This window comes from Bradyrhizobium ivorense, assembly GCF_900696085.1.
Taxonomy (GTDB): Bacteria; Pseudomonadota; Alphaproteobacteria; order Rhizobiales; family Xanthobacteraceae; genus Bradyrhizobium; species Bradyrhizobium ivorense.
Map to the genome: position 1 here is coordinate 892,895 of NZ_CAADFC020000004.1, position 26,444 is coordinate 919,338.

General features: G+C 65.3%; 25 protein-coding genes. 12 read left to right on the forward strand and 13 right to left on the reverse strand.

The genetic code is table 11. The annotated features are described in order from the left end of the window. Positions 1 to 157: 157 nt before the first annotated feature. The 5 genes from CI41S_RS04915 to CI41S_RS04935 all read right to left on the reverse strand — a co-directional run bounded on the left by CI41S_RS04915 (position 158) and on the right by CI41S_RS04935 (position 7,150). Positions 158 to 2,155 carry a serine hydrolase gene (locus CI41S_RS04915; protein ID WP_139857658.1) on the reverse strand — a complete coding sequence of 666 codons (1,998 nt, stop codon included), beginning with the start codon at positions 2,153 to 2,155 and terminating at the stop codon, positions 158 to 160. 126 nt (positions 2,156 to 2,281) lie between these two features. Beyond that, entirely contained in the window at positions 2,282 to 3,358 is a 1,077-nt protein-coding gene (locus CI41S_RS04920; RefSeq protein ID WP_172627920.1) for an AraC family transcriptional regulator, read from the reverse strand. A 177-nt stretch (positions 3,359 to 3,535) separates the two neighbouring features. Then, positions 3,536 to 5,794 carry a xanthine dehydrogenase family protein molybdopterin-binding subunit gene (locus CI41S_RS04925; protein WP_139857660.1) on the reverse strand — a complete coding sequence of 753 codons (2,259 nt, stop codon included), beginning with the start codon at positions 5,792 to 5,794 and terminating at the stop codon, positions 3,536 to 3,538. Continuing rightward, positions 5,791 to 6,285, reverse strand: coding sequence for a (2Fe-2S)-binding protein (locus tag CI41S_RS04930; protein ID WP_139857661.1), 495 nt, complete (start codon positions 6,283 to 6,285; stop codon positions 5,791 to 5,793). Before CI41S_RS04930 ends, CI41S_RS04925 begins: the two co-directional genes overlap by 4 nt. A gap of 4 nt (positions 6,286 to 6,289) precedes the next feature. Continuing rightward, a complete protein-coding gene (locus CI41S_RS04935) occupies positions 6,290 to 7,150 on the reverse strand; it encodes an FAD binding domain-containing protein (RefSeq protein WP_139858569.1) in 861 nt (286 codons plus the stop codon). A gap of 313 nt (positions 7,151 to 7,463) precedes the next feature. Between CI41S_RS04935 and CI41S_RS04940 the strand changes: the two genes are divergently transcribed. Next, positions 7,464 to 9,068 (forward strand): ABC transporter substrate-binding protein, encoded by a 1,605-nt coding sequence (locus CI41S_RS04940; protein ID WP_139857662.1) that lies wholly within the window; start codon positions 7,464 to 7,466, stop codon positions 9,066 to 9,068. 158 nt (positions 9,069 to 9,226) lie between these two features. Here the strand turns inward: CI41S_RS04940 and CI41S_RS04945 are convergent, their stop codons facing one another. Next, positions 9,227 to 11,236 (reverse strand): SPFH domain-containing protein, encoded by a 2,010-nt coding sequence (locus CI41S_RS04945; RefSeq protein ID WP_139857663.1) that lies wholly within the window; start codon positions 11,234 to 11,236, stop codon positions 9,227 to 9,229. A gap of 355 nt (positions 11,237 to 11,591) precedes the next feature. On the opposite strand from CI41S_RS04945, the gene CI41S_RS04950 reads away from it, so the two are divergent. Next, entirely contained in the window at positions 11,592 to 12,812 is a 1,221-nt protein-coding gene (locus tag CI41S_RS04950) for an ABC transporter substrate-binding protein (RefSeq protein WP_139857664.1), read from the forward strand. Between the two features lie 206 nt (positions 12,813 to 13,018). On the opposite strand, the gene CI41S_RS04955 is transcribed toward CI41S_RS04950, so the two are convergent. The 3 genes from CI41S_RS04955 to CI41S_RS04965 form a co-directional block, all read right to left on the reverse strand. Further along, positions 13,019 to 14,158, reverse strand: coding sequence for an amidohydrolase/deacetylase family metallohydrolase (locus tag CI41S_RS04955; protein WP_139857665.1), 1,140 nt, complete (start codon positions 14,156 to 14,158; stop codon positions 13,019 to 13,021). A 202-nt stretch (positions 14,159 to 14,360) separates the two neighbouring features. Further along, entirely contained in the window at positions 14,361 to 16,223 is a 1,863-nt protein-coding gene (locus CI41S_RS04960) for a cyclic nucleotide-binding and patatin-like phospholipase domain-containing protein (RefSeq protein ID WP_244626407.1), read from the reverse strand. Positions 16,224 to 16,408: 185 nt separating this feature from the next. Further along, positions 16,409 to 17,560: a zinc-binding dehydrogenase gene (locus CI41S_RS04965; RefSeq protein WP_139857667.1), complete on the reverse strand. Its 1,152-nt coding sequence runs from the start codon at positions 17,558 to 17,560 to the stop codon at positions 16,409 to 16,411. Positions 17,561 to 17,873: 313 nt separating this feature from the next. On the opposite strand from CI41S_RS04965, the gene CI41S_RS04970 reads away from it, so the two are divergent. The 9 genes from CI41S_RS04970 to CI41S_RS05010 all read left to right on the forward strand — a co-directional run bounded on the left by CI41S_RS04970 (position 17,874) and on the right by CI41S_RS05010 (position 23,780). Further along, positions 17,874 to 18,491, forward strand: coding sequence for a PilZ domain-containing protein (locus CI41S_RS04970; protein WP_139484529.1), 618 nt, complete (start codon positions 17,874 to 17,876; stop codon positions 18,489 to 18,491). Between the two features lie 333 nt (positions 18,492 to 18,824). Further along, the gene (locus CI41S_RS04975) at positions 18,825 to 19,439 is read left to right on the forward strand and encodes a transglutaminase-like cysteine peptidase (protein ID WP_172626986.1); all 615 of its coding nucleotides are present in this window, start codon (positions 18,825 to 18,827) and stop codon (positions 19,437 to 19,439) included. 162 nt (positions 19,440 to 19,601) lie between these two features. Next, positions 19,602 to 19,862 carry a hypothetical protein gene (locus CI41S_RS04980; protein WP_139857668.1) on the forward strand — a complete coding sequence of 87 codons (261 nt, stop codon included), beginning with the start codon at positions 19,602 to 19,604 and terminating at the stop codon, positions 19,860 to 19,862. A 73-nt stretch (positions 19,863 to 19,935) separates the two neighbouring features. Then, complete coding sequence (locus CI41S_RS04985) at positions 19,936 to 20,220, forward strand: type II toxin-antitoxin system RelE family toxin (RefSeq protein WP_430649996.1); 285 nt, start codon at positions 19,936 to 19,938, stop codon at positions 20,218 to 20,220. Positions 20,221 to 20,230: 10 nt separating this feature from the next. Then, a complete protein-coding gene (locus CI41S_RS04990; RefSeq protein ID WP_139857669.1) occupies positions 20,231 to 20,617 on the forward strand; it encodes a helix-turn-helix domain-containing protein in 387 nt (128 codons plus the stop codon). Between the two features lie 156 nt (positions 20,618 to 20,773). Further along, positions 20,774 to 21,385, forward strand: a complete 612-nt coding sequence (locus tag CI41S_RS04995) for a TetR/AcrR family transcriptional regulator (RefSeq protein ID WP_172627921.1) — start codon at positions 20,774 to 20,776, stop codon at positions 21,383 to 21,385. 33 nt (positions 21,386 to 21,418) lie between these two features. After that, complete coding sequence (gene fabA, locus CI41S_RS05000) at positions 21,419 to 21,949, forward strand: bifunctional 3-hydroxydecanoyl-ACP dehydratase/trans-2-decenoyl-ACP isomerase (protein WP_139857671.1); 531 nt, start codon at positions 21,419 to 21,421, stop codon at positions 21,947 to 21,949. A gap of 178 nt (positions 21,950 to 22,127) precedes the next feature. Beyond that, on the forward strand, positions 22,128 to 22,613 hold the full coding sequence (locus tag CI41S_RS05005) for a hypothetical protein (protein ID WP_139858571.1): 486 nt from the start codon (positions 22,128 to 22,130) through the stop codon (positions 22,611 to 22,613). A gap of 357 nt (positions 22,614 to 22,970) precedes the next feature. Further along, positions 22,971 to 23,780 carry a dienelactone hydrolase family protein gene (locus CI41S_RS05010; protein WP_430650005.1) on the forward strand — a complete coding sequence of 270 codons (810 nt, stop codon included), beginning with the start codon at positions 22,971 to 22,973 and terminating at the stop codon, positions 23,778 to 23,780. A gap of 126 nt (positions 23,781 to 23,906) precedes the next feature. Here CI41S_RS05010 and CI41S_RS05015 read toward each other — a convergent pair whose 3' ends face one another. After that, entirely contained in the window at positions 23,907 to 24,440 is a 534-nt protein-coding gene (locus CI41S_RS05015) for a hypothetical protein (protein WP_175607148.1), read from the reverse strand. A 148-nt stretch (positions 24,441 to 24,588) separates the two neighbouring features. After that, positions 24,589 to 24,897, reverse strand: coding sequence for a hypothetical protein (locus tag CI41S_RS05020; RefSeq protein WP_139857673.1), 309 nt, complete (start codon positions 24,895 to 24,897; stop codon positions 24,589 to 24,591). A gap of 69 nt (positions 24,898 to 24,966) precedes the next feature. On the opposite strand from CI41S_RS05020, the gene CI41S_RS05025 reads away from it, so the two are divergent. Further along, positions 24,967 to 25,221, forward strand: coding sequence for a hypothetical protein (locus CI41S_RS05025; protein WP_139857674.1), 255 nt, complete (start codon positions 24,967 to 24,969; stop codon positions 25,219 to 25,221). An 18-nt stretch (positions 25,222 to 25,239) separates the two neighbouring features. On the opposite strand, the gene CI41S_RS05030 is transcribed toward CI41S_RS05025, so the two are convergent. Continuing rightward, a complete protein-coding gene (locus CI41S_RS05030) occupies positions 25,240 to 25,770 on the reverse strand; it encodes a gamma carbonic anhydrase family protein (protein WP_139857675.1) in 531 nt (176 codons plus the stop codon). A gap of 159 nt (positions 25,771 to 25,929) precedes the next feature. Continuing rightward, positions 25,930 to 26,259 carry a DUF6949 family protein gene (locus tag CI41S_RS05035; protein WP_139857676.1) on the reverse strand — a complete coding sequence of 110 codons (330 nt, stop codon included), beginning with the start codon at positions 26,257 to 26,259 and terminating at the stop codon, positions 25,930 to 25,932. Positions 26,260 to 26,444 lie beyond the last annotated feature (185 nt).

Sequence of the window (26,444 nt, forward strand, 5' to 3'; positions counted from 1 at the left end):
CGTGCCGACGGCTCAGTAACGGTTGGAGCGTAAAAATAAGCGGCCGCTGGTTCGGAGGGAAGTCCGCTTGTGGCTGATCGCGACATTTGCTGCGGTTGCCAAGGGCGGTCGGTGTCGGGGCAAACCGGACATCGACGAAGATTTACAAGTACGCGCCCTAGTTTGCTCCCGACACGATCAGCGCCGCCTTCTGCTCGAAGGGTCCGGGATTGAGGATCAGGCCCGAGACCTTGCCTGCGGCATCGCGGACGAAGGTGATGCGGGTGTGATCTTCGTCGTCGACGATAAAGTCGTTGGCCGACGTCGCCGCCAGCGGCGTTGTCTTGCCGTGCTCGAATGCGAGGATCGGCCACGCGCCCGTGGCCTCCGCGACGAGCCGGCCCTGCTCGACGCGAAGCTGAAGCTGGACCGCGTTGGCGCGGCGCGCGGCTCTGACGACGCTGAGCTCGCTTCCGCCCGTCTCACCCTTGCGGACGATTTTCAACTTGAGCGTGGTGTCGGCGGGCCCGCGCAGCCGGGCCAGAACGTCGGCGAGCGAAAGGCCCTTGAGCGGCGCGCCGTCGAGCTCGGTGACGAGATCGCCCGCCGCAAGGCCGGCCCTGGTCGCGGGGCTGTTCGCGATCGGCCGGTTGATCCGCAGGCCCTCGGGCTCCATGGCGACGAATGCCTCGATCCCGAGCCATCCGGTCTTGCCGTCGGCGAGGCCCTGCCGGTCACGCGAACTCACGGAGGAGCCGAAGTCGTAGCTCCCGACGTAATCGGCGAGCACTTCGGGGCTGACCGTCGCCGGCACCGCCGACGCGGTCGAGGGCGGCTGCGAAACTTCGAGCGCACCGTATGTGAGACGATTGATTCCCGCCGAGATCACCGCCGCGCGCCCCTTGCTGCCGGGCGTGGCCTGAACCATCTGCAAGCCGATCAGTTTCTCCGCCGGATCGATCCAGAAATAGGTGCCCCACAATCCGGCCCAGGAGTAGCTGCCGACCGCTCCCGGGATCCAGCTGAAGACGGGATTGGCGCGGATACCAAAGCCGAGCCCGAAGGTCGTCCCGGCGCGGGCGCCGACCTCGTCGCCGCCGAAGATGCGGACGTCCGGCGACAGCGCGTTCGTCGTCATCTGCTTCACCGCCTGCGCCGTGAGCACGCGCACGCCGTCGAGCTCGCCGTCATTCAGCAGCATCTGGCAGAAGCGGAGATAGTCGGGGGCGGTCGAGACCAGCCCGCCGCCGCCGGCAAACAGTTTTGGCGGCGTCGTGACATCCCAGATCGGCGGCCGTTCCGGCATCGGCGAATCGACCAGGCGGTCAAGTTTCTCCTTGGGCACGTAAAAGCCGGTGTCGATCATATGCAGCGGCGCAAAGATGCGCTCCTGCAGGAACTGATCGAGGGGTTGGCCGGATGCAACTTCGACGACGCGGCCCAGCACGTCGGCGTTCCAGCCATATTCATGAACCTCGCCAGGCTGATGGGCGAGCGGCAGGCTGGCGAGGCTGGACACGAAATCGGCCAGCGTCTTGTCGCGCCTGAATACCGCCCTCCAGCCATAGAGCATGTGGATGGTGCGAATCTCCTGCGCGTCGTTCGGGTCGGAAAGGCCGCGCTCCGGATAGGCAAAATCCATTTCCGGATAGACCAGACCGGAGGTATGGCGCAGCAGGTCGCGCACCGTCATCGGCCGTTTTGGCGGCTCGAGCCCGTACTCGGTCTTGCCGCTGGCTGCATCGGTCTTTCGGAATGCGACCCGCATCTCCGCGAGCTCGGGCAGATAGCGGGCCACGGGCGCGTCGAGCTCCAGCTTGCCGTCATCGACCAGGATCATGGCGGCGACGCTGGTCACCGGCTTGGTCATCGAGGCAATCCAGAAGATGGAGTTCGTCTGCATCGGGACCGTTTTGGCGCGGTCCTGAAAGCCGACCGCCTGCAGGTAGGCGAGCTTGCCGTCCTTGGCGATGGCGACGACGGCGCCGGGAAGCAGACCCTCGGTCGGCGGGAACGCATCGAAGCGGGACTGATACCAGGGCGCGATCCGCGCCAGACGCGCGGCGGAGAAGCCCAGGCTCCTGGCATCGCCCGATGCCGTGAGGTCGTCGGCGGACGCCGGCCCCGATAGGCAAAGCACGATCGGAATGCTCCACAGTGATGCGATGAGCTTCATCCTGACGTCTCCACATGGACCGCAGCGTCGCGGGCCTGTCCGCGCGAGTTGAAGCTCGCACATGTGAAGTCGCGCCGCGCGCCGATTCCGGCGCCCGGGCTGGCCGATTTCTGCAAACGGCCTGGATTATTTCGGAATCGGCAATGGTTCGGCGCCCTCAGCGCCACCGAGGTGGGCGCGCCGGTACTCTGTCGGCGTTAGTCCGGTATGGGCCTTGAAGGCGCGGTTGAAGGGCCCGATCGAGCCGAAGCCGGCGTCGAGCGCAATCGTCAGGATCGGCACCTCGGCCTGGCCGGGATCGCGCAGTGCGGCCTCGGCCTCGGCCAGCCGATAGCCGTTGACGAAGGCGCTGAAATTGCGATGGCCGAGCTGCCCGTTGATCAGGCGGCGCAGCCGATACTCGGGAATGTCGAGCTTTTGCGCCAACGACGTGACGCTGAGGTCCGGCTCGCGATAGATCTTGTCGTGATCGATCAGCCTGCGCAGCGCCTCGATCAGTGCCACATCGGGCGACGCGGCCGGGGGGCTGTCGTTGGAGGTTGGCTTCTGCGCGGCACGCGCCGCAGTCGGCACCAGTGGTGCGCCGCTCGATGGCAGCGAGCCCACCGCCGCGAACAGGAAGATCAACCCGGCCAGAGCTGCGGCATTGGCGAGACTGAAGGGCGCGGACGACAGCGCGCCCGGCCAGATCCAGTCCGACGCGACGCTCAGCACCGTGTAGAGCGCGATCGCAACCGCATACCAGACGCGAAGCCGGCGCCTTCCCTCCACCAGGTCGGTCGCCCGGCCAGCCAGCACATGCCAGATCCCGAGCAGCAGGCAAAGCAGCAGCAAGGCGGAGTGCAGCGCCGCGCTGGTGTAAGTCGGCCGGCCCAGAGTTTCGAGCACGCCGAGCATGATGAACACCAGCCAGGCGAGCGCGTGGTACCAGCGCGGGCGAAATTCATCGGTGAAGATCGCACCCATCGTGAGCCAGAATGCGACCGGCGTGCCGGCGCCGACGAGGTGGACGAGAAACCGCCAGCGCAGATCCAGCGCACCGAAATCGGGAGCGGATTCGACGACATAGGCCACGATGCCGGTGAGCAGCAGCGCCGAATAGCGGCTGACCGGATTGCCGCGCGCGTCGCGGGCGAGCGTCACGATGCGGAACAGCAGCAGCACGACTGCCCCGCCTCGCAATGCGGCTTCCAGGGTCGACATCCGGTTCAACGGCCCGATTGAGATCCCGAGAGGAGCGCATCGGGGGGCGTGGTGTCAACAGGGCGCGGTGGCTGTCGATTGGCCAGAAAGTAGGGCGGGTTAGCGAAGCGTAACCCGCCGAAGTTCGTCAAGGAGGAGATGGCGGGTTACGGCTTCGCCTAACCCGCCCTACCGATTCTACTCCGCCGCCTGTTGCGTTGGCGCGTCCAGCGCTTCCGAGACCTTCGGCGGCGACATCGGCAGGCTGTAGAAGCGTTTGCCGAGCGCGTTGTGCACCGCGTTGGCCACCGCGGCCATCACAGGCACCAGCGGCACTTCGCCGACGCCCTTGACGCCCTGCGGATGTTTCGGGTTCGGCACTTCGACCAGCGCGCAGTCGAGCATCGGCAAATCGGAGCAGACCGGCATGCGATAGTCCAGGAAGCCCGGATTATCGACCTTGCCGTCCTTGTTGTAGATGTACTCCTCGTTCAGCGCCCAGCCGATGCCTTGCGCGACGCCGCCCTGGAGCTGGCCCTCGACATAGCTCGGATGGATGGCGCGGCCGACATCCTGCACCGCGGTGTAGCGGATCACGCGGACGATGCCGAGATCGACATCGACCTCGACGTCGCAGATGTGGGTGCCGAAGCCGCCCTCGGCGCCTTGCGTGTTGAGCTGCACGCTGGCGCCGATCGGGCCGCCCTGCGACGGCGCCTTCTCGGCGAGGTCGGCGAGCGTCAGCGGCTTGAACTCGCCAGCATTCGGGCTCACCGGATGCGCGGCGCCGTCCTCCCACTTGACCGCCTCGGGGTCGATCTCCCAGATCTTCGCCGCGCGCTCGCGCAAGGTGGCGATGATCTTGTCGGTCGCCTGCGTCACCACCATCGAGGAGGCGAACAGCACGCGGCTGCCGCCGGTCAGGTTGGAGAAGCCGACCGTCTGAGTGTCGCCGATGATGACGGAGATGCGCTTGTAGTCGATGCCGAGCAGTTCGGCGCAGATGTTGGCGATGCCGGCGCGCGAGCCGCCGATATCGGGGTGACCGGTGGTGACGACGACGTTGCCGTCCTCGGTGATGTTGACCTGCGCGGAGGATTCGCCGCCGGCGTTGAACCAGAAGCCCGACGCCACGCCCCGTCCCTGCAGCTTGCCGAGCGGCGCGGCATAATGCGGGTGGTTCTTCGCCGCCTCCAGCGTCTCGATGTAGCCGATGCGCGGGAACACCGGGCCATGCGCCGCCTTGGTGCCCTCTTTCGCCGCGTTCTTCAGCCGCAGCGCGAGCGGGTCCATCTTCAAGGCCTCGGCGAGCTCGTCGAGCACGCATTCCACCGCATAGGCGCCGATCGGCGCGCCCGGGGCGCGATAGGCCGCGACCTTGGAGCGGTTGGAGCAGACGTCAAAGCCTTCCGACAGAATATGCGGGATGTCGTAGGGCGCAAAGCTGCAGCCGACCGCGCCGCGGATCGGCGAGCCCGGGAAGGCGCCGGCCTGCAGGTAGAACGCGCCGTGGGCGGCGACGATGGTGCCGTCCTTCTTCGCGCCGATCTTCACCGTGCTCTTCGAGCCCGAGGTCGGACCGGTGGCGCGCATCACCTCCTCGCGCGTCATCACCATCTTCACCGGGCGGCCGGATTTTTTCGCGAGCAGGGTCGCCAGCGGCTCGAGATAGACGATGGTCTTGCCGCCAAAGCCGCCGCCGATCTCGGCCGGGATGGCGCGGATGTCGCTCTGCGGGATGCCTGTGAGCATCGAGGTCATCGCGCGCACCATGAACTGGCCCTGGCTCGACGACCAGATCGTGGTCTTGCCGTCGGCCGCAACCGAAATCAGGCAGGCATGCGGCTCGATATAGCCCTGGTGCACCGGGCGCGTGGTGAAGGAGCGCTCGATCACGATCTCGGCGTCCTTGAAGCCAACAGCGATGTCGCCCTTTTTGGATTCGATCCGGCCCATGATGTTCGAGGGCTTGCCGTCGAACTTGTTGAACTCGTGCAGGATCGGCGCGCCGTCCTTCAGCGCGTCGTCGATCTCGATCGCCCAGGGCAGCACCTCGTAATCGACCTCGATCAGCTTGCAGGCCTCAGTGGCGATCGCTTCCGTGGTGGCCGCCACCGCGGCGACGGGGTGGCCGGGGAACAGCGCCTTGTCGCGCGCCATTACGTTGCGGCACATCCAGCGCATGTCCTGGATGCCGAGCATCACGGCGCCCTTCTCGATCGTGAAATCGACGATGTCACGCGAGGTGACGACCGCCTTCACGCCGGGCAGCGCCTCGGCCTTCGCCGTGTTGATCGACTTGATCCGGGCATGCGGATGCGGGCTGCGCAGCACCTTGCCCCAGATCATGCCGGGCATCGTGGTGTCGGCGGCAAACGCCGCGCGTCCCGTCACCTTGTCGACGCCGTCGGGCCGGATGGTGCGCTGGCCGATCCATTTGTTGTTGAGGACGTTCATTGCGCTGCCTCCTGAATTCCCTGGCGCATTTCGGCGGCGGTCTCCATCACCGCGCGGACGATCTTGTCGTAACCGGTGCACCGGCAGAGATTGCCGGCGAGCCAGAACCGGACCTCCTCCTCGGTCGGGTCCGGATTCTTCTTCAAGAGCGCATCGGAGGCGACCAGCATGCCCGAGGTGCAGATGCCGCACTGGAGCGCGGCGTGCTCGAGGAACTTCTGCTGCAGCGGATGCAGCCTTTCGCCGTTGGCCATGCCCTCGATGGTCCGGATCTCGTGCCCCTCGGCCTCGGCCGCGAGCATCAGGCAGGAGCACACCAGGCGGTCGTCGAGCGTGATCGAGCAGGCGCCGCAATCGCCGGACGAGCAGCCCTCCTTGGAGCCGGTGAGCCCGAGCTGGCCGCGCAGCGCGTCGAGCATGGTCTCATACGGCTCGCACAAAAATTCCATCGGCTCGCCGTTGACAGTGGTGGTGACGTGCAGTTTCGCCATGGTGCTAATGTCCTCCGGCGCGCTTGGCGGCGATCGCGGCGGTGCGCTTGAGCAGCACGCCTGCGGTTTTGACGCGATAGGCAATGGTGCCGCGCTTGTCGTCGATCGGACGGCAGGCGGCGCGACAGGCGGCGGCCGCGGCTTCCAGCGCCGCATCGTCGAGCTTCGAGCCGATCAGCGCCTTGGCCGCCGCATCGACCAGCAGCGCGGTCGGCGCCACCGCGCCGAGGCCGACGCGAGCCACGGTGCAGACGCCGTCCTTCAGTGTCAGGCTGACGCCGAGGCCGACCACCGCGATGTCCATCTCGGTGCGCGGGATCATCCGCAGGTAAGCATCGCTCGAACCTGCAGGGCGCGGCGGGAGCGCAAAGCCGACCAGGATCTCGCCCGGCTTGAGGTTGGTGCGGCCAGGGCCGGCCGGCACATCCTCGACCTTGAGCTCGCGGCGGCCGTTCGGGCCTTGCAGCGTGACGACGGCACCGGCCGCGATCATCGCCGGCACGCTGTCGCCGGCCGGCGAGCCGTTGCAGAGATTGCCGCCGGCGGATGCCCGGCCCTGCACCTGTTTGGAGCCAATCAGATTGACGGCCTCGAGCACGCCGGGCCAGACCTTGCCGAAGCGCGGATGCTCCAACAGCTCCATGCCGGAGACGGCGGCGCCGACCCGAAAGCCGCCGTCGGCGGTTTCGGTGATTTCGGTCATCTCGCCGATTTTCTTGATGTCGACGATCAATCCCGGCCGCACCAGGCCGGAGCGCATTTGCACCAACAAATCGGTGCCGCCTGCCATAATGCGGGCGGCACTTCCGGCGGCAGCGAATGCGCCAATCGCTTCATCAAGCGTGCGCGGTGCTACGTATCGGATATCGGTCATGTGGCTACTTTAGTCTCCCTCGGCTGCTTGTTCCCTTGGCGGGGGCCTTATCTCTGGCCGGCAGAGCGCAAGCCTACACGGCGGACCGCGGTCCGAACAGTCTCTGGCCGGCAGAGCGCAAGCCTACACGGCGGACCGCGGTCCGAACAGCCTTCGAGATGCGGTGGAATGCGCAGGCTCCTATGCAGGATGCGCGCTTGCGCGGCAGAGTTGCAGCATCGCCGGCCCTCGATCCGATCGGACCCTTGCTTGCTTTGGATCGCGGATTAGTGAAGCATGCGGCGGTCAATTTCAGGAGATAGCGATGCCCCATGTTTCGCGCCGAACTCTCCTCAAGCTTGCGGCCAGCGTGCCGATCGCGATGCCCGCCGTGCTGCCGTCGCGGGCCATGGCCGCCGGCAAGGGCAAGACCATCACCGCGGTGATGCATTCGGACCTCCGCATCACCGATCCCGGCTTCACCACCGCCTACATCACCCGCGATCACGGCTACATGGTCTACGACACCCTGCTCGGCATCGATGCGAGCTTCAAGGTCCGGCCGCAGATGGCGGAATGGACGGTCTCCGACGACAAGCTCACCTACACCTTCACGCTGCGCGACGGGTTGAAATGGCACGACGGCGCCCCGGTCACGGCGGAGGACTGCGTCGCCTCGCTGAAGCGCTGGGCCACCGTCGACGGCATGGCGCAGAAGCTGATGGATTTCACCGCGAGCCTCGAGGCCGGCGGACCGAAGGACATCGTGCTCAAGCTCAAGGAGCCCTACGGCCTGGTGCTGGAGACGATCTCAAAGCCGTCGTCCTATGTCGCGTTCATGATGCCGAAGCGGCTGGCGGAGACGCCGGCGGGCAAACAGATCCCGGAGCAGATCGGCTCAGGCCCGTTCAAGTTCTTGGCCGGCGAATTCCAGCCCGGCGTGAAGGCGGTCTATGAGCGCAACGCCGACTATGTGCCGCGCAAGGAGAAGCCGGAGTGGACCTCAGGCGGCAAGGTCGCCAAGGTCGATCGCGTCGAGTGGATCACGATGCCGGACGCGCAGACCGCGATCAACGCGCTGCAATCCGGCGACATCGATTTCCTGGAGCAGCCGTCGATCGACCTGTTGCCGGTGCTGGAGGCCAATGCCGATCTCAATGTCGCGGTGCTCAACAAGTTCGGCTTCCAGATCAACGGCCGGATGAATTTTCTGCACCCGCCGTTCGACAACGTCAAAATCCGCCGCGCCGCATTGCTGGCGCTGAACCAGAAGGACGTGCTGGACGCCACCGTCGGCAACTCGAAATATTATGAGATCTGCGGCGCCTATTTCGCCTGCGACACCCCGCTCGCCAGCGACACCGGCGCCGGGACGCTGATCAAGGGAGGCGGCATGGCCGAGGCCAAGAAGGCGCTGGCCGCCTCGGGCTATGACGGCACGCCGGTCGTGATCATGGTACCCGGCGATGTCCAGACCCTGAAGGGACCGCCGATCGTGGCGGCGCAACGGCTGCGCGAGGCCGGCTTCAACGTCGACGCGCAGGCGACCGACTGGCAGACCGTGGTCAGCCGCCGCGCCAGCCAGAAGCCGCCGAAGGAAGGCGGCTGGAACATGTTCTTCACCTTCACCGGCGCCACCGAGGTGATGAACCCGATCGTCAACAACCAGATCGCCGCCAACGGCAAGCGCGCCTGGTTCGGCTGGCCGGAGGACGCCAAGATCGAGCAGATGCGCGACGCCTATGCGCGTGCGACCTCCATCGAGGAGCAGAAGCAGCTCGCGCTCGAGATCCAGAAGCAGGCCTATGAGCAGGTGGTCTACATCCCCCTCGGCCAGTTCCGGCTGCCGAGCGCCTGGAGGAAATCGCTGAGCGGGGTGCTGGAAGGCCCGGCGCCGCCGGTGTTCTGGAACGTCGACAAGAGCGAATAGCATGGATCGAGCCGCAGACTCGGTTCACCTCTCCCTTGGGAGAGGTCGATTTGCGCAGCAAATCGGGTGAGGGGCCACGGTGCCCACGAGGGACCGTAACCCCTCACCCGGCGCTGCGCGCCGACCTCTCCCAGAGGGAGAGGTGGCAGCGCGCAACATCACTGGCCGTTGGCGCGGCGCGCGGGCTTCGGCGCCTCGTCCTTCAGCTTTTCCAGCGCGCCGGGCATCATTTGTCCGAACATCGAGCTCAGCATCGCGGTCGGGATCAGACCCGCGCTACTTCCTTCGCCCGCCGGGCCGCCCGACATCAGGAATTGCGGCACCAGCGGCTGGTTGATCCGGGTCAGGGCGTCGGCGAACTTTGCAAAGTTCTGCTCGGCCAGCCGGTACTCCGGGCCGCCATAGGCATCGACCGCCAGCTTGGTCGCCTGCGCATTGGCGGCGCCGACCGCAAGCACCCGGTCCGCCTCGCCCTGGCCTTCGAGCCGCGACTGCTCGCCGACCGCGGCTGCCGTGACCTTGCGGGTCTCGGCGTCCTTCTGCGCACGCGCCAGCGCCGCCGCGCCCTCGTTCTCATTGACCTTGACCTGGATCAGCGACTGCGTCAGCGCGGTCTGCGCCGCCGCCGTCGCCTTGGCCTCGTTCAGCGCGCGCTCCTGCACCGCGGCCTTCTCCTGCTCCTGATAGGTCTCGATCTGCTCGCGCGCGATCTGGCGCGAGCGCAGCTGGATCAGGATGTTCTCGATGGTGTGGTCACCCGCAGCCGCGCGCGGTGTGCCGATCAGCACCTCCTGGAGGTCGAGCGAGTAGCTCTCGAACTTCGCCTTCATCTCGTCCGCCGCCTCCGCCTGGACCGCGGCGCGGTTCTGCAGCAGCTCGATCAGCGTCATCTTCTGCGCGATGTTCTTGAAGAACGCCGAGACCATCGGATCGAGCGTCTGCTCGACCAGCTTCTTCACGTCGCCGAAGCGCTGGATGATCATCGGCGCCTTCTTGTAGTCGATATGCATCACCACCGAAAGCGGCAGCGTCGGCTCGAACGCGTCCTTGGTGATCAGCGAGATCTCCGACAGGTTCTCGTCGAGCTTCATCGCGCCGACCTCGCCGCGCACCCATTTCAGGATGAAGTTGACGGTCGGGATGATCTCGATCTTGCCGGCATAGGTGTTGAAGGCGTACTTGCCCGGCAGCAGCGGATCCTTCCAGACGCCGCGGCTGCCGTTGAGCACGAGCTCGCCATGGCGATACTGCTCGCCGGAGACGTCGTCGGTGCGCGGACCGGTGTAGAAGATGACGACGCCGACATTGCCGACCGGGATCACGGTTTTCGGCACCGCCTCGACGGTCGCGAACAGGCGGTTGATGTACCAGGTGCCCTCGACGATCACCTGCAGCTGGCGGCCGCGATAGCCGCCGCCGGCCAGAAATTTCTCGGGCTCCTGGAAATTGTTGTGAAAGGTCGCCTCCTCGCGCAGGTCGGTGCCGACCTCCGGCGCGATGATCTCGCCCGGAGGCAGCGACGGACCGTCATGCACGGTGACGACGCCGACCAGGTCGTGATCGGCCGCCAGCACCACCGGGGCAAAGCCCCAGCGCTCGGTGATCGTGAGCTGCATGCTCCCGAGCACGCCGCGCTCGCGCTCGCTCAAGGCATGGCCATAGACGCGCTCGTCGGTAATGACGGCGAACTGCGTGGTGTTGATCGCATAGGTACCCTCGCGCAGCACCTTGCGCTGCGGGCCTTTCTGGCCGCCGCCGAGCAGGAAGCGGCGCGCATCCTGGAAGTCGGATTTGTCGTCGGTGTCGTTGGCGCCGAGCACCTGCGAGGGCTCAAGCGGCGCACCGTCGCGCGCGAACACGTAGGCGATCTTGCCCTGGCCGACGGTCACGAGGTCGGAGGTGTGAATCCGGTACATGAAGGGAAACATCATGTGCAGGCCGCCGCGCAGCACCTCGGGCTCGTAGCCGGCCTCACCGTTCAGCGCGATGAAGCCGTCGTCGATCGAGCCCTTCGGCGACCACAGCTTTTCGACGATGCCGACCTGATTGTTCGGAATGTAGCGAAATACGTTTGATACGCGCAGCAGGATCACACATGCGACCGCTGCAGCGATCCAAATGGCCGGTTGGGTTAAACCTGAGCCATTAAGAAAACCGAGGAAGTCCATAGTCCATCTCCACAATTCGCAACTGGGCGGTCTGGGAACCCAAACCTGCACCCAAGAATTGCGGTGCGGAGATGTGGTGCGCGGCCGTTCCGGCACAAGGCGAGGGACGCAGTGCGTCGTGCCAATCTTTTTTTGCTGACAGCATGAACCGCGGAACGAATCGCGCGACATCCGCGCGATCACGTTGCCGCGATTGCTGATCAGGAGTATTTCCACGCCGCTTCGGGCAAAACGCCCGACGACATTGCGAGACCGCTTGCGCGCTAATGCGATAGAGTCGGTTTGCTGCATCGACGCGTCGCAAGAACCGGCACGCGCTTGATGTTTCGTCTTACCGCCGACCGTGGAGTCCGCGATGCCTGGAAGATGGCGCAGACCGGCGATCGGAGCAGCAGTCATCAGCCTCGGTCTATTCGCCGCGGCCGAGATGCGCGCCGAAAGCCGCAAATACGATCCCGGCGCGAGCGACACCGAAATCAAGGTTGGACAGACGATGCCGTATAGCGGCCCGGTGTCGGCCTTCGCGGTCATCGGCAAGGTGCAGGAGGCCTATTTCCGCATGATCAATGACCGCGGCGGCATCAACGGCCGCCGGATCAATCTGATCTCCTATGATGATGCCGCGACGCCGGCCAAGACGGTCGAGCAGGTTCGCAAGCTGGTCGAACGCGACGAGGTCCTGTTCACGTTCCAGGGCGTCGGCAACGCGCCAAACATCGCCGTGCAGAAATACCTCAACGATCGCCACATCCCTCAACTGTTTGCGGGCGGGCGCGCCACGCGGTTCGAGGATCCGGTCAATTTTCCATGGACCATGGGATTTGCGCCGAACCTGCGCACCGAGATCCGCGTCTATGTGCGTTTCATTCTCGACAATCATCCTAATGCCAGGATCGGCCTGCTCTACCAGAACGACGAGAGCGGAAAGGAATATCTCGCGGGGCTGAAGGACGCGCTCGGCGCGCGGGCGCCGGCCATGCTCGCGGCCGAAGCCCCCTATGACGTGACGGACCCGACCATCGATACGCAGGTGGTCCGTCTCAAGGCCGCCGGGATCGACGTTCTGATCGACATGGCCGCGCCGAAATTCGCCGCCCAGGCCATCCGCAAGGCGGCCGAACTCGGCTGGCAACCACTGCACCTGCTCGGCGTCGGTTCGTCCTCGATCGACGCGGTGCTGGTACCGGCGGGAGTCGGGAATGCCAAGGGACTGATCTCGGCGAGCTCGTTCAAGGAGGCAAGCGACCCTAGCTGGGCTGACGATACCGGCATGAAGCGATGGCGCGCATTCATGGACGCGTACTATCCGGAGGGCGACCGCAAGAGCCTGTTCACGGTCTACGGCTACAGCGCGGCCGAGCTGCTGGTGCAGGTGCTGCAACAATGCGGCGACGATGTCTCGCGCGATAACATCATGCGCCAGGCCGCCAGCCTGAACAGTGTCGAGCTCGATCTGCTGCTGCCCGGCCTTGCCATCAACACCAGCCGCGCCGACTATCGCGTGATCAAGCAGTTCCGCATGATGCGCTTCACCGGCGAGCGATGGGAGCCGTTCGGGCCGATCGTCGCTGATTAGACATGCATGATTGATTGCGTTCATCTGCAGCAGCACAGCAGGTCCACCTCTCCCTTGGGAGAGGTCGATTTGCGCAGCAAATCGGGTGAGGGGTTACAGTCTATCGAGAGCAAGACCCCTCACCCGGATTGCACCGGACGATGCTTCGCATCGCCGAGCGCAATCCGACCTCTCCCCGACGGGGAGAGGTGAAGCGCCGGCGCTCGTCATGTCGGATGCCACCAGCGGCCGCCGATCACGACGCCTTCCGACGCGATCTTGCGATCACCCGCCAGGTGCTCGCCGACCACGTCGACATAGTCGAACCGCCCTTCCCGCACCGAGATCAGCGTGGCGTCGCCGACGCTGCCCGGCTTGAGGCTGCCGAGCTCCGGCCGGCGCAGCGCCATCGCGGCGTTGACGGTTGAGGCTGCGATCACATCGGGCAGCGGCATCCCCATGCAGAGGAATTTCGACATCGTCGTCACCTGGTCGAACGCGGGGCCGTCGATGCAAAGCTGATGGATATCCGACGAGATGGTGTCCGGATAGAAGCCGTTGGCGAGCATCGCGCGCGCGGTCTTGAACGCGAACGACCCCTTACCGTGACCGATGTCGAAGATCACGCCGCGCTCGCGCGCCTCCAGCACGCTCCTTTTCACCGTGCCCTGCGCAGTCGCGGGCGTGTTCGGGAATGGACGGAACGCGTGGGTCAGCACATCGCCGGGGCGCAGGCGCGCCAGCACTTCCTCATAGCTCGGCGGCGGATGGTCGATATGCGCCATCAAGGGCATGCCGACTTGCTCGGCGACCTCGAGCGCGATCTCGAGCGGCACGATGCCCGACGTGCCGGAGGCGAACAGCCCGACCCGCACCTTGATGCCGACGATGAGGTCGCGGTTCTCGTCGGCGACGCGCGCGGCGTCGACCGGGTTCATCAGCCGCAATTCCTCGCTCTCGCCGACCATCACCCGGTCGGAGAAGCCGAAGATGCCGGCATGCGAGACGTGCAGATAGGCGAGGATGCGGACCTGGCTCGGCTCGATCACATGCTTGCGGAAGCCGGCAAAGTTGCCCGGGCCGGCGCTGCCGGTATCGACCGCGGTGGTGACGCCCGAAGTGCGGCAAAATTCCTCCGCATCGATGCCGAGCGAGGTGCCGCCCCAATAGACATGGGTGTGCAGGTCGATGATCCCCGGCGTGACGATCAGCCCGGACACGTCGCGCACCTCGGTCGCAGGATCGGCGGCAAGCGCGTCGCCGACCGCGGCGACCTTGCCGCCCCTGAACGCCACATCGGTCACGGCATCGAGCTTCTGCGAGGGGTCGATCACCCGGCCGCCGCGCAGGATCAAGTCAAAAGGCATCATCATCTCCGGATTAAGAGCTCCGTTCCGATTGAATCGGAACGGAGGTCTAGATTCTTTTTTGACGCGTTTTCTTGACGCGAACCGGTATCCACTTCGCTGGAAAACGCTCTGGCGCGGGACGATGGTCGAGTCCGCCGGCATGCGCAACCGCCACCGATGCGGTGCAGCCAATCGGGATATGCCGGGTCAGGCCGACCGCTCAGGGCACGAGCGAAGCCTGCGAGGCCGCCGCGGTCGCGGGCGCCGTGCTGTCCGCGCGACCGACCGACGCGACGATCGCCGCAAGGGCGGGATGATGCGCCGCCTCCATGCCGGCGATGGTGTCGCGGGCCCAGAGGTAGGAGGACTGAAAGATCTCCCGATGGCGGTCGAAGTCCGTCACGTCGATGCCGAACGGCGTCGGCGGCCGCATCACCACGTCTGACGGCGTGGTCGGCAAGGTGTCGTAGCGCTGATGCGCGACGAGGCTGCGCCACAACACGTTGACGGCGCTCGGCGCCGCGGGAAGCGTCTTCCTGCCGAACGGCAGCAGCATTGCCGCAAGCAGTTCGAGACGCCCGGGCAGCGCGGCATAGTCGACATTGAACATCTCGGTTGCCGGATCGCCGAAATGGACCACCAGATTGGGGCCGCTCTTCAGCTGCTGCATCGGCCCCAGCGGCACGTTGTCGACCAGGCATCCGTCGACCAGCATCAATCCGTCACCGGTGTAGAACGGCGGCAGCAGGCCGGGGATCGCGCTCGAGGCGCGCACCGCCTGCCAGAGCAGGCCGGTCCGGATCAGTTCGAGGCTGTGCGTCGACAGATTGGTGGCGACCGCCGCAAACGGCCGCCAGCAATCCTCGATCCGGCAATTATGGCCGTACTGATCGGCGAGCGCGGCGTCGAAATCCTTATGGTCCAGCAGCGCGTAGCGTGGCCAGGTCGGACGGCGGAAGCTGCGGCTGGAGACGAAGATCTCGTGGGTGCCGCGCTCGAGATGCTCGGCATCGTAGTTCTTGGCAAAGCCGGCCGCCATCGCCGAGCCGACGCTGGTGCCGACGAAGATGTCGAACGTGACGCCGCGCTCGCAAAACGCCTTGTAGACCCCGACATGGGCGGTGCCCTGACTGCCGCCGCCGCCGGCGACAAATCCGACGGCGCGTCCGCACAGGAAGCGGACCAGACTGTCGATATCGATCTGGTCTTCGAGCGCGACATGGTGATGCATGAAGCACGGCAGCCGCGCCAGCCACGCCGCGGTGCCGCTGACCTCGTGGCGCCGATAATCATGAACACGCACCAGCCGGCGCGCCGCGACCGGATGAACTGTGCAGGCGAAGCTTTCGACTTCGGTGAGATCAGGCGCGGGCGCATCGCCGCGGCAGACGAACACGACGAGGTCGGCCTGCCTGATCGCCTTGTGCGTCCACTCGGAGGCTTTGCAGCCGCCGAAATAAGCCACCAGCGGCGCGTTGTGTTCGAGCTGATTGAGCCAGTCGGAGATCTCGGACGCGTCCAGCGCGCGTCGGGGAAACATCGCCTGAAGGCGTGCGAGATCGACGATCTCGGCGCCGGCCGCAGCCAGCGCCTGACGCAACCGGTGCTCAAAGCCGGCAGGCACCGGCTCGCGGCCGCAGTCGATCAGCGCGACGGTTCGCGCCTTCGGCGACGCCCGCACCGGGATCAGGCGCGCGGTTTCGCGGGCAAAGCGCTGCGCGAGCGCAGCTAACAACGCATCGCCGATGGCCGGCGCTTCCTGTACCAGCGTCGCATAGGCCGCGCGCGTCAGCACCAGCACGCTTGAGTCCCTGATGGCGATCACATTGGCGGTGCGCGGGATGTTGGCAAAGAAGCCGATCTCGCCGACCAGTTCACCGGCGCGAAGCTCGGCGATCGGTTCGGGATGATTGGTCCGGTACACGGCGAGCGCACCGTGCAGCACGAGGTACAATGCGTCCGACGATCCGCCCTGCTCGACCAGCAGCTGGCCGCGCACCAGATCCTGCCGGGTCATTGCCGCAAGGGCCCTCAGCCGCTGTTCCGCGCTGAGCGTCTTGAACAGCGCGAATTCGTCCGACACGTTCCCCCACGCAAATGTCGCGCTCGCGCCCTCCGTGGGCGGTACCCGGTTCGATTGCATGACGGGATGTTAGCGCCGGGCCGCCGCGCCCGCGAGTAATATCAAGGGTACCTGCGTGTTACCGCCGCAGCCTCGACACCCTTGGAAGCGCTGCAACACGAATTGCGTCGGCGCGCGCATGGCGATCACCCCACCAGTTCCGGCCACGGCACGATGGTCGACTTCACCGTCTTCATCGCCATCGCGTCGGCGACCGCCTGGCCGACACCTTCCTCCGTGAACGGGTAGATGGTCTGCATGTCGAGCCAGGGATATTTGCTCCGCGTGCGATAGAGCATGTCGACGCCGAGCGGCAGGTCGTTGCCGGTAAAGCCCCAGGAGCCGAGCACGTTGAGGTCCTTGGTGCAGATGCGATGCCACGACGTGTCGATCGAGCCGGCATCGGTGAACTGGCCCATCTCGACATAGGTGCCGCCGTCGCGCAGCATCTCGATGCCCTCGGGCCCCGCGGTCGGATGCCCAGAGCAGTCCATCACCAGATCGGCGCCGAAGCCGCCGACGATGTCGCGTACGGCCTTGATGCGCTCGTCCGGCGTCTTCAGCTGCTCGATGTCGACGGTCGCCTCGGCGCCGAACTTTCGCGCCAGCGCCAGCCGCGGCGTCTCCGGCGCGCCGACGCAGATCACGCGTCCCGCGCCCATCTCCTGCGCCGCAGCCACCGCGAGAATGCCGATCGGTCCCGAGCCCTGGATCACCACCGTGTCGCCCCAGCTGAAGCCGCCCGCCCGCGTGGCGCGATTGAAGGCGCGGATGCAGGAGGTCAAGGGCTCGGACAGCGCCCCGAGCCGCAGCGACATGTCGTCGGGCAATTTGTAGATCTTGGTGCCCGGCAGCATGTCGAGATCGACATAGACATATTCGGCCCAGCCGCCCCACATGTGCGGCGGCTTGTCGAAGCCGAGATAGCGGCCGTAATAGACCGGCGTCAGGCATTTGTTGGCGCTTTGCGGATAGTGGATGCAGTAGTAGCAGCGGCCGCACGGCATCAACGGCGGGATCATCACCTTCGAGCCCACCTGCAGCGGCTTGCTCATGAAATCCTCGGTGAACTCGCCGCCGCATTCGACGATGACGCCGCCGAGCTCGTGGCCGAGCGTGAACGGCCATGGCAGCGGCTTCGGCCAGTGCCCTTTCAGGATGTGCAGATCGGTGCCGCAGACGCCGCAGGCGCCGACCTTGATCAGCGCCGCCTTCTTGCCGACCTCGGGCCACGGCACGGTGCGGATCACCGGCTTTGCGCCCGGCCCTTCATGCGTGCAGACGCGAATCTGCTGCATCGGTTGTTCCTCCCTGTTGTTGTCGTTATGGCGCTTGTTAGGGCGCGCCCTCAGCGACAGGCTAGGTGAAGCCATTGGAGATGCCAATGTCGCCCGCGGCACCGCGGCCCTTCGCGCGCCTTGCTGATCGCGGCCGGCGCGATCGTCTCGGGCGGATCAGCCGCGTCTGGTTCCACTGGCGGCCGACATGCGGCGCGTCACTCAACCGCAGGCCTGTTGCCTGTACTTGATGCACGCCGCCGTAACGCCCCGTTAACCCTATCAGCCTTAGGGTCGTCGGGGCTCCGGATGGACGGTGGTCGGGTTTGTGGTGATGTCGTTTGCACAGAAGAAAACTACCGTCGTCCCCGTAGCCGAGGAACGGCGGCGCTTCCAGCGCGTCAAGGTCCACCTGCTCGGCCGCTACATGCTGCCCGACCGGCGCGAGTTTCCCTGCCAGATTATCAACATGTCCCCGGGCGGCCTCGCGCTGCTGGCGCCCGGCATCGGCAATGTCGGCGACCGCGTGATCGCCTATCTCGACCATATCGGCCGGGTCGAGGGCCGCATCACCCGGATCATCGACAACGGCTTTGCGATGACGATCGGGGCCACCGCGCGCAAGCGTGACAAGCTCGCCGCCCAGCTCACCTGGCTCGCCAACCGCGACATCCTCAACCTGCCGGAGGATCGCCGCCACGACCGCATCGTGCCGCGCAACCCGATCGCCCTCCTGACCCAGGAGGACGGCACGCGGATGACCTGCCGGATCATCGACCTCTCGCTGTCGGGCGCGGCCATCGCCGCCGAGAACCGCCCGCCGCTGAAGTCGCTGGTGATGCTCGGCAAGGTGCAGGCCCGGGTGGTGCGAAACCTCGAGGAAGGCTTTGCACTCGAGTTCGTGCACGAGCAGGCCGCGGAAACGCTCGAAGAGAGCGTTACCGCCAGGTAAAGCGCAAGACCGCGCAAAACCCATACATTCAGCGCGCGAAGGCGGCCCCGGAGCTCCGGCGGCCGCCTTCGCCGCGTTTGGGCGCATGCATTTCGGCGGTTAACGGCGGTTCCGTTTGGCCGGCAAATCGCGATGGAACAAGGCGGCGGCCGGTTAATGCGTAAAATTTGAATCAACTGCAGTCGTTTCAAATTTTACGCAAATTCGATTCAAGTACAGATCGAATTCGCCGCAGCTTTTACCAGTATTCGCGTCAAATCGACTTCACGCACTTAGCGGCGGTGCAAATCCTTTGTGTCAAACATGGTCCCAACAAGAAGAACGGGGGCCACAATGTTTGGGTTCAGGGGACAGGGGAAAGGTTTGGCGGTTGCCGCCATCCTGTTTGCGACTTGCGCGTCGGCCAAGGCCGGCGACGTGGTCTATGCCAGCCTCGGCGACGTCGCACGTTCGCCGATCGGCTGGGTCGAATTCTGCACCGAGAATCCGGGCGACTGCCGCGGCGGTGCGACGCAACCACGCGACATCGTGTTGTCGCAGACCGCTTGGCGCGACCTCGTGCGGGTCAACAAGTGGGTCAACGAGACCATCAAGCCGATGACCGATATGGATCATTGGGGCGTGATCGAGAAATGGTCGTTGCCATCAGACGGCTATGGCGACTGCGAGGACTACGTGCTCCTGAAGCGCAAGATGCTGATGGATGCCGGCTGGCCGCGCGAGGCGCTGTTGATCACGGTCGTCCGCGACAAGAAGGGCGAAGGCCACGCGGTGCTGACGGTGAAGACCGACAAGGGCGAGTTCGTGCTCGACAATCAGAACGAGAGCATCGTCGCCTGGACCGACACCGGCTACCGCTTCGTCAAGCGGCAATCGCAGAGCGATCCCAACGTGTGGGTCTCGCTCGGTGACAGCCGCCCGGCGATCTCGACGGCAAGCTCGCGCTGAAGCGAAGAAGGATTTTTGGTTACGCGACCCGGTCACATCCCCACCCCTCCCCGTCCCAGACCGGTTCGCGCGCGCCCAGGCTTCCCCCAAAGCCTGGGCGCACCCTTTTTTGGGGGGCAAGCCGATAAACGGGGCGTAGAGCGACTACGCGATGACCGAGACATGTGGAGCAGGATCGCAGCCAGGATCGGATTGGGTGCCGCGGGGCTGTTTGTTGCATTCACCGTTGGTGGCAGGCTCCAATACTGGATCGACCACGGCGATATCTTGCAATACCGCAAGAACTACCCGCCTCGCCTTCTCTCCTACGGTGAGGCGCCGTTCACCTACGTCTTCAATATCGGCTGCAATGCGTTCACCCTCGTGGCCGCGCTCTACCTGGTCTGGGTGGCGATGGGCGGGAAGCCTTGGATAAGGCGGTAGTCCGTTTAGAGTCCGGCTGCCCATCTTGTCGGCTTGCAAAAGTATCGCTGGCACTGCGCGAAATATCGCTGTTTTGTTTGATTTTATCGCCATTTTCGGCGATATTATCGCTGTGAAGACGATCATTCTCACCCACGCGGCGGCGAAAGACCTCGACCAGCTCCCGGCGGCGCCTCGCGCCGCGATTGCAGACGCCCTTCACCGCTATGCCATGACCGGCCTCGGTGACGTGAAGCGCCTTCAAGGACGCGATGGCTATCGTATGCGTGTCGGGCGCTATCGGGTTCTGTTTGACGAAGACCAGACCACGATCCTTGCGATCTACATCGGCAAGCGCGAAACAACCACCTATCGATGACGAGGCAACCATGAGCGTTCAGATTATCAAAGCCCCGAACGGAGATGAAATGGTGGTTATGCCGCGCAGCGAATATGACGCGTTGGTCGCTGCAGCCGGCGATCGCGAAGATGCCGATGACATCGCGATGTATGACGCCCGCAAAGCGGAATTGGCAGGCGATCCCATTGCTCTGTTGCCGTCGGAGGTGACCGAACTGATTCTGCGCGGTGCGAGCCGGCTCAAGGCAATACGCAAGTGGCGCAACGTGTCGCAAGTTACGCTTTCTGAAACGGCGGGCATCGGCCAAGGGTATCTTTCCGAAATCGAAACCGGACAAAAGCCGGGCACTCCCGAAACGATCGAGGCTCTTGCCCGCGCCCTTGACGTGCCTGTTGCGTGGCTCGCGGGCCCTTAGGTCGATCGGCACAGCCGTGCATTGGCGTTCGCCCACAACTTGAACATCACGTTCTCGCAGCATCGGCGAGCGACCTCGTCCGTTGCAGTTTGTCCGCTTGACACGTTCATGAGCGCAGGCTTGAATTGAATTCAATTCAGCCAACGGAAGATAATTGTGACGGGCCTTGGGACACGCGAAAAGCTGCTCGCCGCGGCGCAGGACGAGCTGATCGAAGGCCACGGCCACCTCGAAATGCAGGCCGTCGCCAGGCGCGCGCGTGTGTCGGTCGGGCTCGCCTATCATCACTTCGGATCGAAGGCCGGCCTGATCGCCGCCGTCGTCGAGGCGTTCTATGGCCAGCTCGATGAGGCGGCGTTTGCCGGGGCCAAGCTGCCGGCAACGAGCTGGGCGGTCCGGGAGAAAGCCCGGATCGGCGCCTATGTCGCGTTTCACTACGACCACCCGTTTGCGCCGCTGGTGATCGGTCCGCTGAGCCGGGCGCCGGAGGTGCTGGATGTCGAGACGGCCTTCACCCGCCGGCAGCTCGCGGGTGGCGCACGCATGATTGAGGCGGCGCAGCGTGACGGCATCGTCTCCGCCGACATCGATCCCGACCTCACCATCGCGCTGATGATCGGCGGCATCCGCCAGGCGCTGATCGGTGCGTTCACCGGCGAACGGCGGCCCGATCGGGCGAGGCTCACCGACGACATCTGGGCCTTCATGGCCGCCGCGCTGAAGCTGCCGGCGAAGGCGCAGATCCGGCCCTCGAGGCGCGGCAGCTAAGGTTCAGCCAGAAGTCAAAGATCTGATGTCATCATGTTCAATCCGCACGATTTTCACACGCCGCAATCGTCCTACAGCAAGCTGGATCTGCAGCGCTCGAGCGAGGGTGGCTATTTCGGCCCCGGCAATGCGCAGCTGCCGGCGCCGCCGATGCTGATGATGGACCGCATCACCGAGATCAGCCTGGACGGCGGCGCGTACGGCAAGGGCCATGTCGTCGGCGAGTTGGACATCACGTCGGAGCACTGGTTCTTCGCCTGCCACTTTGCCGGCGACCCGGTGATGCCGGGATGCCTCGGCCTCGACGCGATGTGGCAGATTGTCGGCTTCTGGCTGGGCTGGTCCGGCTCCGCCGGCCGAGGCCGCGCGGTCGGTGTCGGCGAGGTCAAGTTCAGGGGACACATCACGCCGGCGGTCCGGCGGGTGCGCTATGAAGTCGATATGCGCCAGGTCAGGCGTGGCCGGCTGGTTCTCGGCATCGCGGATGGCCGGGTGCTGGCCGACGACACCTGCGTCTATGTCGCCAGAGACATGAGAGTCGGCCTGATCGCGTCCGCGACCTGAGACGCGGCCGGGGCGCGCGCGGGCACACTCCGCCCCGGCCCCGTCCCGGTTTGGGGCAAAAGCTTCGAATTTGCGGCATTTCGCCGATCGGGTGGCGGCCCGCTTGAATGCCCGGTTTTGCCCGCGCCGAGAGGTTGTGCTAATCGGAACCTTTCAGTTGATGTCCGGTTTTGGTCGCATGGTCGAACTTGCCCCCCGGAATGCAGAGCTGAGCAGCCGTATTGGTGTGCAGCCAATTGCGATCGGCGCGGTGGCGCTGGTGCTGGTGCTGTTCGGGATCGGCTCGATCGCGCTTTACCGCAGCTTTACCGGCAACATGCCCGAGACCGATCGGATGGTGGCCGCCCGCCAGCTGCAGGCGAAGACCGCGCAGGTCTCCGAGGCCCTGGTGGAAAAGACCAAGGGGCTGGAAGCGACCCAGCAGGAATCGATCGACCAGTTGCAGACGGTGCAGGACCAGCTGCAGACCCTGCGCCGGCAGATCGCCGCGCAGCAGGCCGACAACAAGAAGCTCTCCGAACAGATCGCCGCGCTGACCGAGCAGATCGAGGGTCTGCGCCAGGCGCAGGCCAACGCGCAAGCCAATGAGCCGGCCGCGGAGCCCTCGCCGCGAAAGCGGTCGAAGCGGAGCGCCTATCGCAAGCGCCACCGCTCGCGCGGCTGATCCCTTGCCGTCCGACCAAACCCCGTATTTCTCCGGTTCGCCCGCTAGCGTGAATTAATCGCAGGGTTTGTGAAGTGGTTCACATATCGCCCTTCGAATCCGAGTCATCCTTAAATCACCGGATGGCGTGAGCCGATTTCAATATCCGGGGCTGGCAAGGTCGTTGACGGTATACTACGTCGACGGCCTTGTTTTTTTGCGCGCCATCCTCGCAGGCTGGTGATTTGCCAGCGGACGCTTTGTTTGCTGAATGCGCCTCCTTGATCCCGCAGGAGGACGTTGATGAGCGCCGAACCCATTCTGACCCAGGATGTCATCGGATTGACAAAACCCGCGCCGGTATCGCGCCGCGGCTTCATGACCGCATCGGCCGCGGTTGCGGCGGGCTACACGCTGGCCGCAGGTCCCGTGCGTGCCGACGTGATCACGACTGACACCAGCGGGCTGACGGTCGGCGACGCCAGGATCAAGGTCGCCGATGGCGAGATGCCCGGCTATTTCGCCCGCCCCGCCGGCGTCAACAATCCGCCGGTGGTGCTGGTCGCAATGGAGATCTTCGGCATCCACGAATACATCAAGGACGTGACGCGCCGGCTCGCCAAGCTTGGCGCCTTCGCGGTGGCGCCGGATTACTATTTCCGCAAGGGCGACCTCACCAAGATCACCGATACCCCGCAGCTGGTGCAACTCGTGAACGGCAAGCCCGATGCCGAACTGCTGGGTGACCTCGACTCGACGGTGGCCTGGGCCAAATCGCAGGGCGGCGATACCTCGCGGCTTGGCATCGTCGGTTTCTGCCGCGGCGGACGCACGGTGTGGGAGTACGCCGCGCATTCGACCGCGCTGAAGGCCGGCGTCGCCTTCTACGGCGCGCCGCTCGATCCGCCGAACCCGCTGTGGCCGAAGAGCCCGATGCAGCTCGCACCTGACATGAAGGCGCCGGTGCTTGGCCTCTACGGCGAAGCGGATACCGGCATTTCGGTTGCCAGCGTGGAAGCCTTCAAGGCAGCGCTGGCCGCAAACAACAAGACCGCCGAGTTCAAGATCTATCCCGGTGCGCCGCACGGCTTCCATGCCGACTATCGCGCGAGCTATCGCAAGGAGGCCGCCGAGGACGGCTGGAAGCAGATGCAGGCCTGGCTGAAGAAATACGGCGTGCTCGGCTGACGACGTTGGGCGTCGGCGGGCTTGCGCGATGCGCCCGGCAAGATAACGGCCCCGGCGCAAAGCGCCGAGGCCGCAACAACAGCCGGCAGGGTGATCAAGTCGATCGGCCGGCGTCGTTCGTTAACGTCAGTTGCAAACCTGCACGCTGCGGACCCGCCAGCCGTAGGGCGTCATGACGCCGCGGCGGACGAGGTAGCAGCCGCCGTCTCCATAACCGTATCCGTCATCGTAACCGTATCCGGGGCCGTAACCGTAGCCATAGCCGGCGTAGTACGGATAGCCGCCGCCATAATAGTCGTCGTAATAGCCATAACCACCGTAGGCTCCGTAGGCCAGTCCGGCGCCGATCGCTGCCGCCGCGAGCGGGTAACCCCAGCCGCGACGATACCAGCCGCCGCCGTGCCAGCCACGGCCTGCCCATGCGCCGCCACGGAAGCCGGGAGCGCCGATCGCCGCGGCCCGGAAGCCGCCGCCCATCGCGCGGAAGCCACCGCCGCCAAACCCACCGCCGCGGAAGCCGCCGAAGCCGCCGCCGTGAAAACCGCCGCCGCCGCCGCGGAAGCCGCCGCCGCCAAAGCCACCACGTGCGGACGCGGCGTCGACCGTGAGCAGGCCGACCGCGGCCGTCGCCATCAAGGCAATCATCGTTTTACGCAACATCACCCGTTACTCCTCTAAAGAAGAATCCTTCGACGCGTCCCTGCGTCCGATCATGCTAAACCAATGTAAGACCGCAGCTTCCCGCCCGCGCGCTATGTCGCGCTCACTTCTGCGCGACCAGCGTTAACCAGAACGGCGGCCCGAGAGCCTAGCAACCTCGGCAGATGCCCTTCAACCGCCGATCGACCTGCCGGTTCTCATCCTCGATGGCCTTGTCGAAGCTTGGAGCCGGCGCCGACCCGGTCGTAACACCTGCGCCGGTGTTCGGCCGGCCCGAGGATTGTGCGGTGCCGGCGCTGTTGGTGCCTGGCGGTGACGACGTCTGCGGCGACGTCGGACTGGAGCTGCCGGTTGAGGAGCTGCCGGTGCCGGTGCCCGTGCTCTGGGCGACGGCAACCACAGGCGCCAGCAGAATTGCGATTGTCGCGAGTGCGGCGGTGGCGGATAATTTGCGCATGGGAATCTCCTTGCGGAGATCAACCGACCCGCAAGGCGGCAGTTCCGGCTGACATTGGAGCAATGCAATTTGCGCAAGCTGATCGAGTTTGACGACGACACGTTCGACAAGCTGAAGCAGCTCGCGCGCGACCGGATGGCGACCTTGCAGGAGCTCGCCGACGAGGCCTTTGCCGACCTGCTCAAGAAGCACGGCATTCCGATCGACCTGAAGGACGCGCTGCGCAAGAGCGCGCGGCTGCAGGACGCGAAAAAGCAAGACGCAACGAAGCAAGGCCCTGCAGCTCAGCCGAAGAACGCGCGCAAGCGCGGCCGGAAGAGCTGACGCCTCAGCCGATCTTCCTCAACCGACCTTCTTAAGTCCTGCCTTGTATTGCGGTCCCCTGATCGCATACGACTTGGCTGGCCTCGTCATCTGCTCGATCTGGGCGGCATCGAGCGTCCGGATCGCGCGCGCCGGCGCGCCGATGATCAGGGAGTACTCCGGAAATTCCTTGCCCTCGGTGATCACGGCGCCGGCACCGACGACGCTGCCGCGCCGGATCCGCGCGCCGTTCATCACGATCGATCCCATCCCGATCAGCACGCCGTCCTCCAGCGTGCAGCCGTGCACGATCGCGTTGTGGCCGATGGTGACGTCGTTGCCGATCACGAGCGGAAAGCCGGGGTCGACGTGCAGGGTCGAATTGTCCTGGACGTTGGAGCCCTCGCCGACCTCGATCCATTCATTGTCGCCACGCAGCACGGCGCCGAACCAGACGCTCGCCCGCGGCTTGAGGCGCACCTTGCCGATCACCACGGCAGTATCAGCGACGAAAAAGTTGCCGTCGGCGGGAAGATCGGGCGCCTGCCCGTCGAGCTCGTAGATCGCCATCAAGGTCTCCCTGGAGCGTTTTCGCGCGACACTCCTTCGCGTGACGAAAACGCGTCAAATCCATCCGCAGCTTCGGCTCTGATTCAATCAGGACCGAAGCCCCGGTCGAGGCGACCTTGGCACAGCGGCGGATATGGTTTCAAGCAAGCGGGAGGCGGATCAGGCGATCAGGCCCGCGGCGCGCAGCGTCATCACGAAGAAGGTGCCCGACATCAGGCTCCAGAAGCCGGAGATGATCGTTGCCATCATCACGAATTCGAAGCGGCGGCGCTCGATCCGGGCGCCGCGCAGCGTGTTGCGCATGATGATGAAGGGCGCGGCAAACACCAGGAAAGGAACCGCGGCGAACGTCTTCGGGGCCACGCCCTCGTGCAGCAGGCCGAACCCGGCCGGACGCTCGGCCATCGCCTGATAGCCGCTGGCCAACGCGCCCGCGAGCGCAAAGCCGATGAAGAGCGAGAACAGCGAATTCAAGGTATCGGGCGACATCGGAACTTCCGCTACGCAACTGGCCACCCTGCTTCGCAGAATTGCCGGGCCACCGCCACAGCATCCTTAAGAAAAGGTTAATCCGGCGTGGTGGACGACGCATTTGCGCATGGCCGGCGGTGCCGGGATTCCATTGGAATCATACGGAAATCCGCCATCGCGTGGCATAGTCGGCAGGTGATTCG

Excerpts from the sequence above, each read along its gene's own strand:
- CI41S_RS04990 (WP_139857669.1), top strand. The coding sequence starts at position 20,231 with ATGAGCGTTCAGATTATCAAAGCCCCGAACGGAGATGAAATGGTGGTT.
- CI41S_RS04925 (WP_139857660.1), bottom strand. The coding sequence starts at position 5,794 with ATGAACGTCCTCAACAACAAATGGATCGGCCAGCGCACCATCCGGCCC.
- CI41S_RS04945 (WP_139857663.1), bottom strand. The coding sequence starts at position 11,236 with ATGGACTTCCTCGGTTTTCTTAATGGCTCAGGTTTAACCCAACCGGCC.
- CI41S_RS05015 (WP_175607148.1), bottom strand. The coding sequence starts at position 24,440 with ATGTTGCGTAAAACGATGATTGCCTTGATGGCGACGGCCGCGGTCGGC.
- CI41S_RS04970 (WP_139484529.1), top strand. The coding sequence starts at position 17,874 with ATGTCGTTTGCACAGAAGAAAACTACCGTCGTCCCCGTAGCCGAGGAA.
- CI41S_RS05020 (WP_139857673.1), bottom strand. The coding sequence starts at position 24,897 with ATGCGCAAATTATCCGCCACCGCCGCACTCGCGACAATCGCAATTCTG.
- CI41S_RS04965 (WP_139857667.1), bottom strand. The coding sequence starts at position 17,560 with ATGCAGCAGATTCGCGTCTGCACGCATGAAGGGCCGGGCGCAAAGCCG.
- CI41S_RS04950 (WP_139857664.1), top strand. The coding sequence starts at position 11,592 with ATGCCTGGAAGATGGCGCAGACCGGCGATCGGAGCAGCAGTCATCAGC.
- CI41S_RS05010 (WP_430650005.1), top strand. The coding sequence starts at position 22,971 with ATGACCGCATCGGCCGCGGTTGCGGCGGGCTACACGCTGGCCGCAGGT.
- CI41S_RS04930 (WP_139857661.1), bottom strand. The coding sequence starts at position 6,285 with ATGGCGAAACTGCACGTCACCACCACTGTCAACGGCGAGCCGATGGAA.
- CI41S_RS04955 (WP_139857665.1), bottom strand. The coding sequence starts at position 14,158 with ATGCCTTTTGACTTGATCCTGCGCGGCGGCCGGGTGATCGACCCCTCG.
- CI41S_RS04980 (WP_139857668.1), top strand. The coding sequence starts at position 19,602 with ATGTGGAGCAGGATCGCAGCCAGGATCGGATTGGGTGCCGCGGGGCTG.
- CI41S_RS05030 (WP_139857675.1), bottom strand. The coding sequence starts at position 25,770 with ATGGCGATCTACGAGCTCGACGGGCAGGCGCCCGATCTTCCCGCCGAC.
- CI41S_RS04940 (WP_139857662.1), top strand. The coding sequence starts at position 7,464 with ATGCCCCATGTTTCGCGCCGAACTCTCCTCAAGCTTGCGGCCAGCGTG.
- CI41S_RS05035 (WP_139857676.1), bottom strand. The coding sequence starts at position 26,259 with ATGTCGCCCGATACCTTGAATTCGCTGTTCTCGCTCTTCATCGGCTTT.
- CI41S_RS04915 (WP_139857658.1), bottom strand. The coding sequence starts at position 2,155 with ATGAAGCTCATCGCATCACTGTGGAGCATTCCGATCGTGCTTTGCCTA.
- CI41S_RS04975 (WP_172626986.1), top strand. The coding sequence starts at position 18,825 with ATGTTTGGGTTCAGGGGACAGGGGAAAGGTTTGGCGGTTGCCGCCATC.
- CI41S_RS05005 (WP_139858571.1), top strand. The coding sequence starts at position 22,128 with ATGGTCGAACTTGCCCCCCGGAATGCAGAGCTGAGCAGCCGTATTGGT.
- fabA (WP_139857671.1), top strand. The coding sequence starts at position 21,419 with ATGTTCAATCCGCACGATTTTCACACGCCGCAATCGTCCTACAGCAAG.
- CI41S_RS04920 (WP_172627920.1), bottom strand. The coding sequence starts at position 3,358 with ATGTCGACCCTGGAAGCCGCATTGCGAGGCGGGGCAGTCGTGCTGCTG.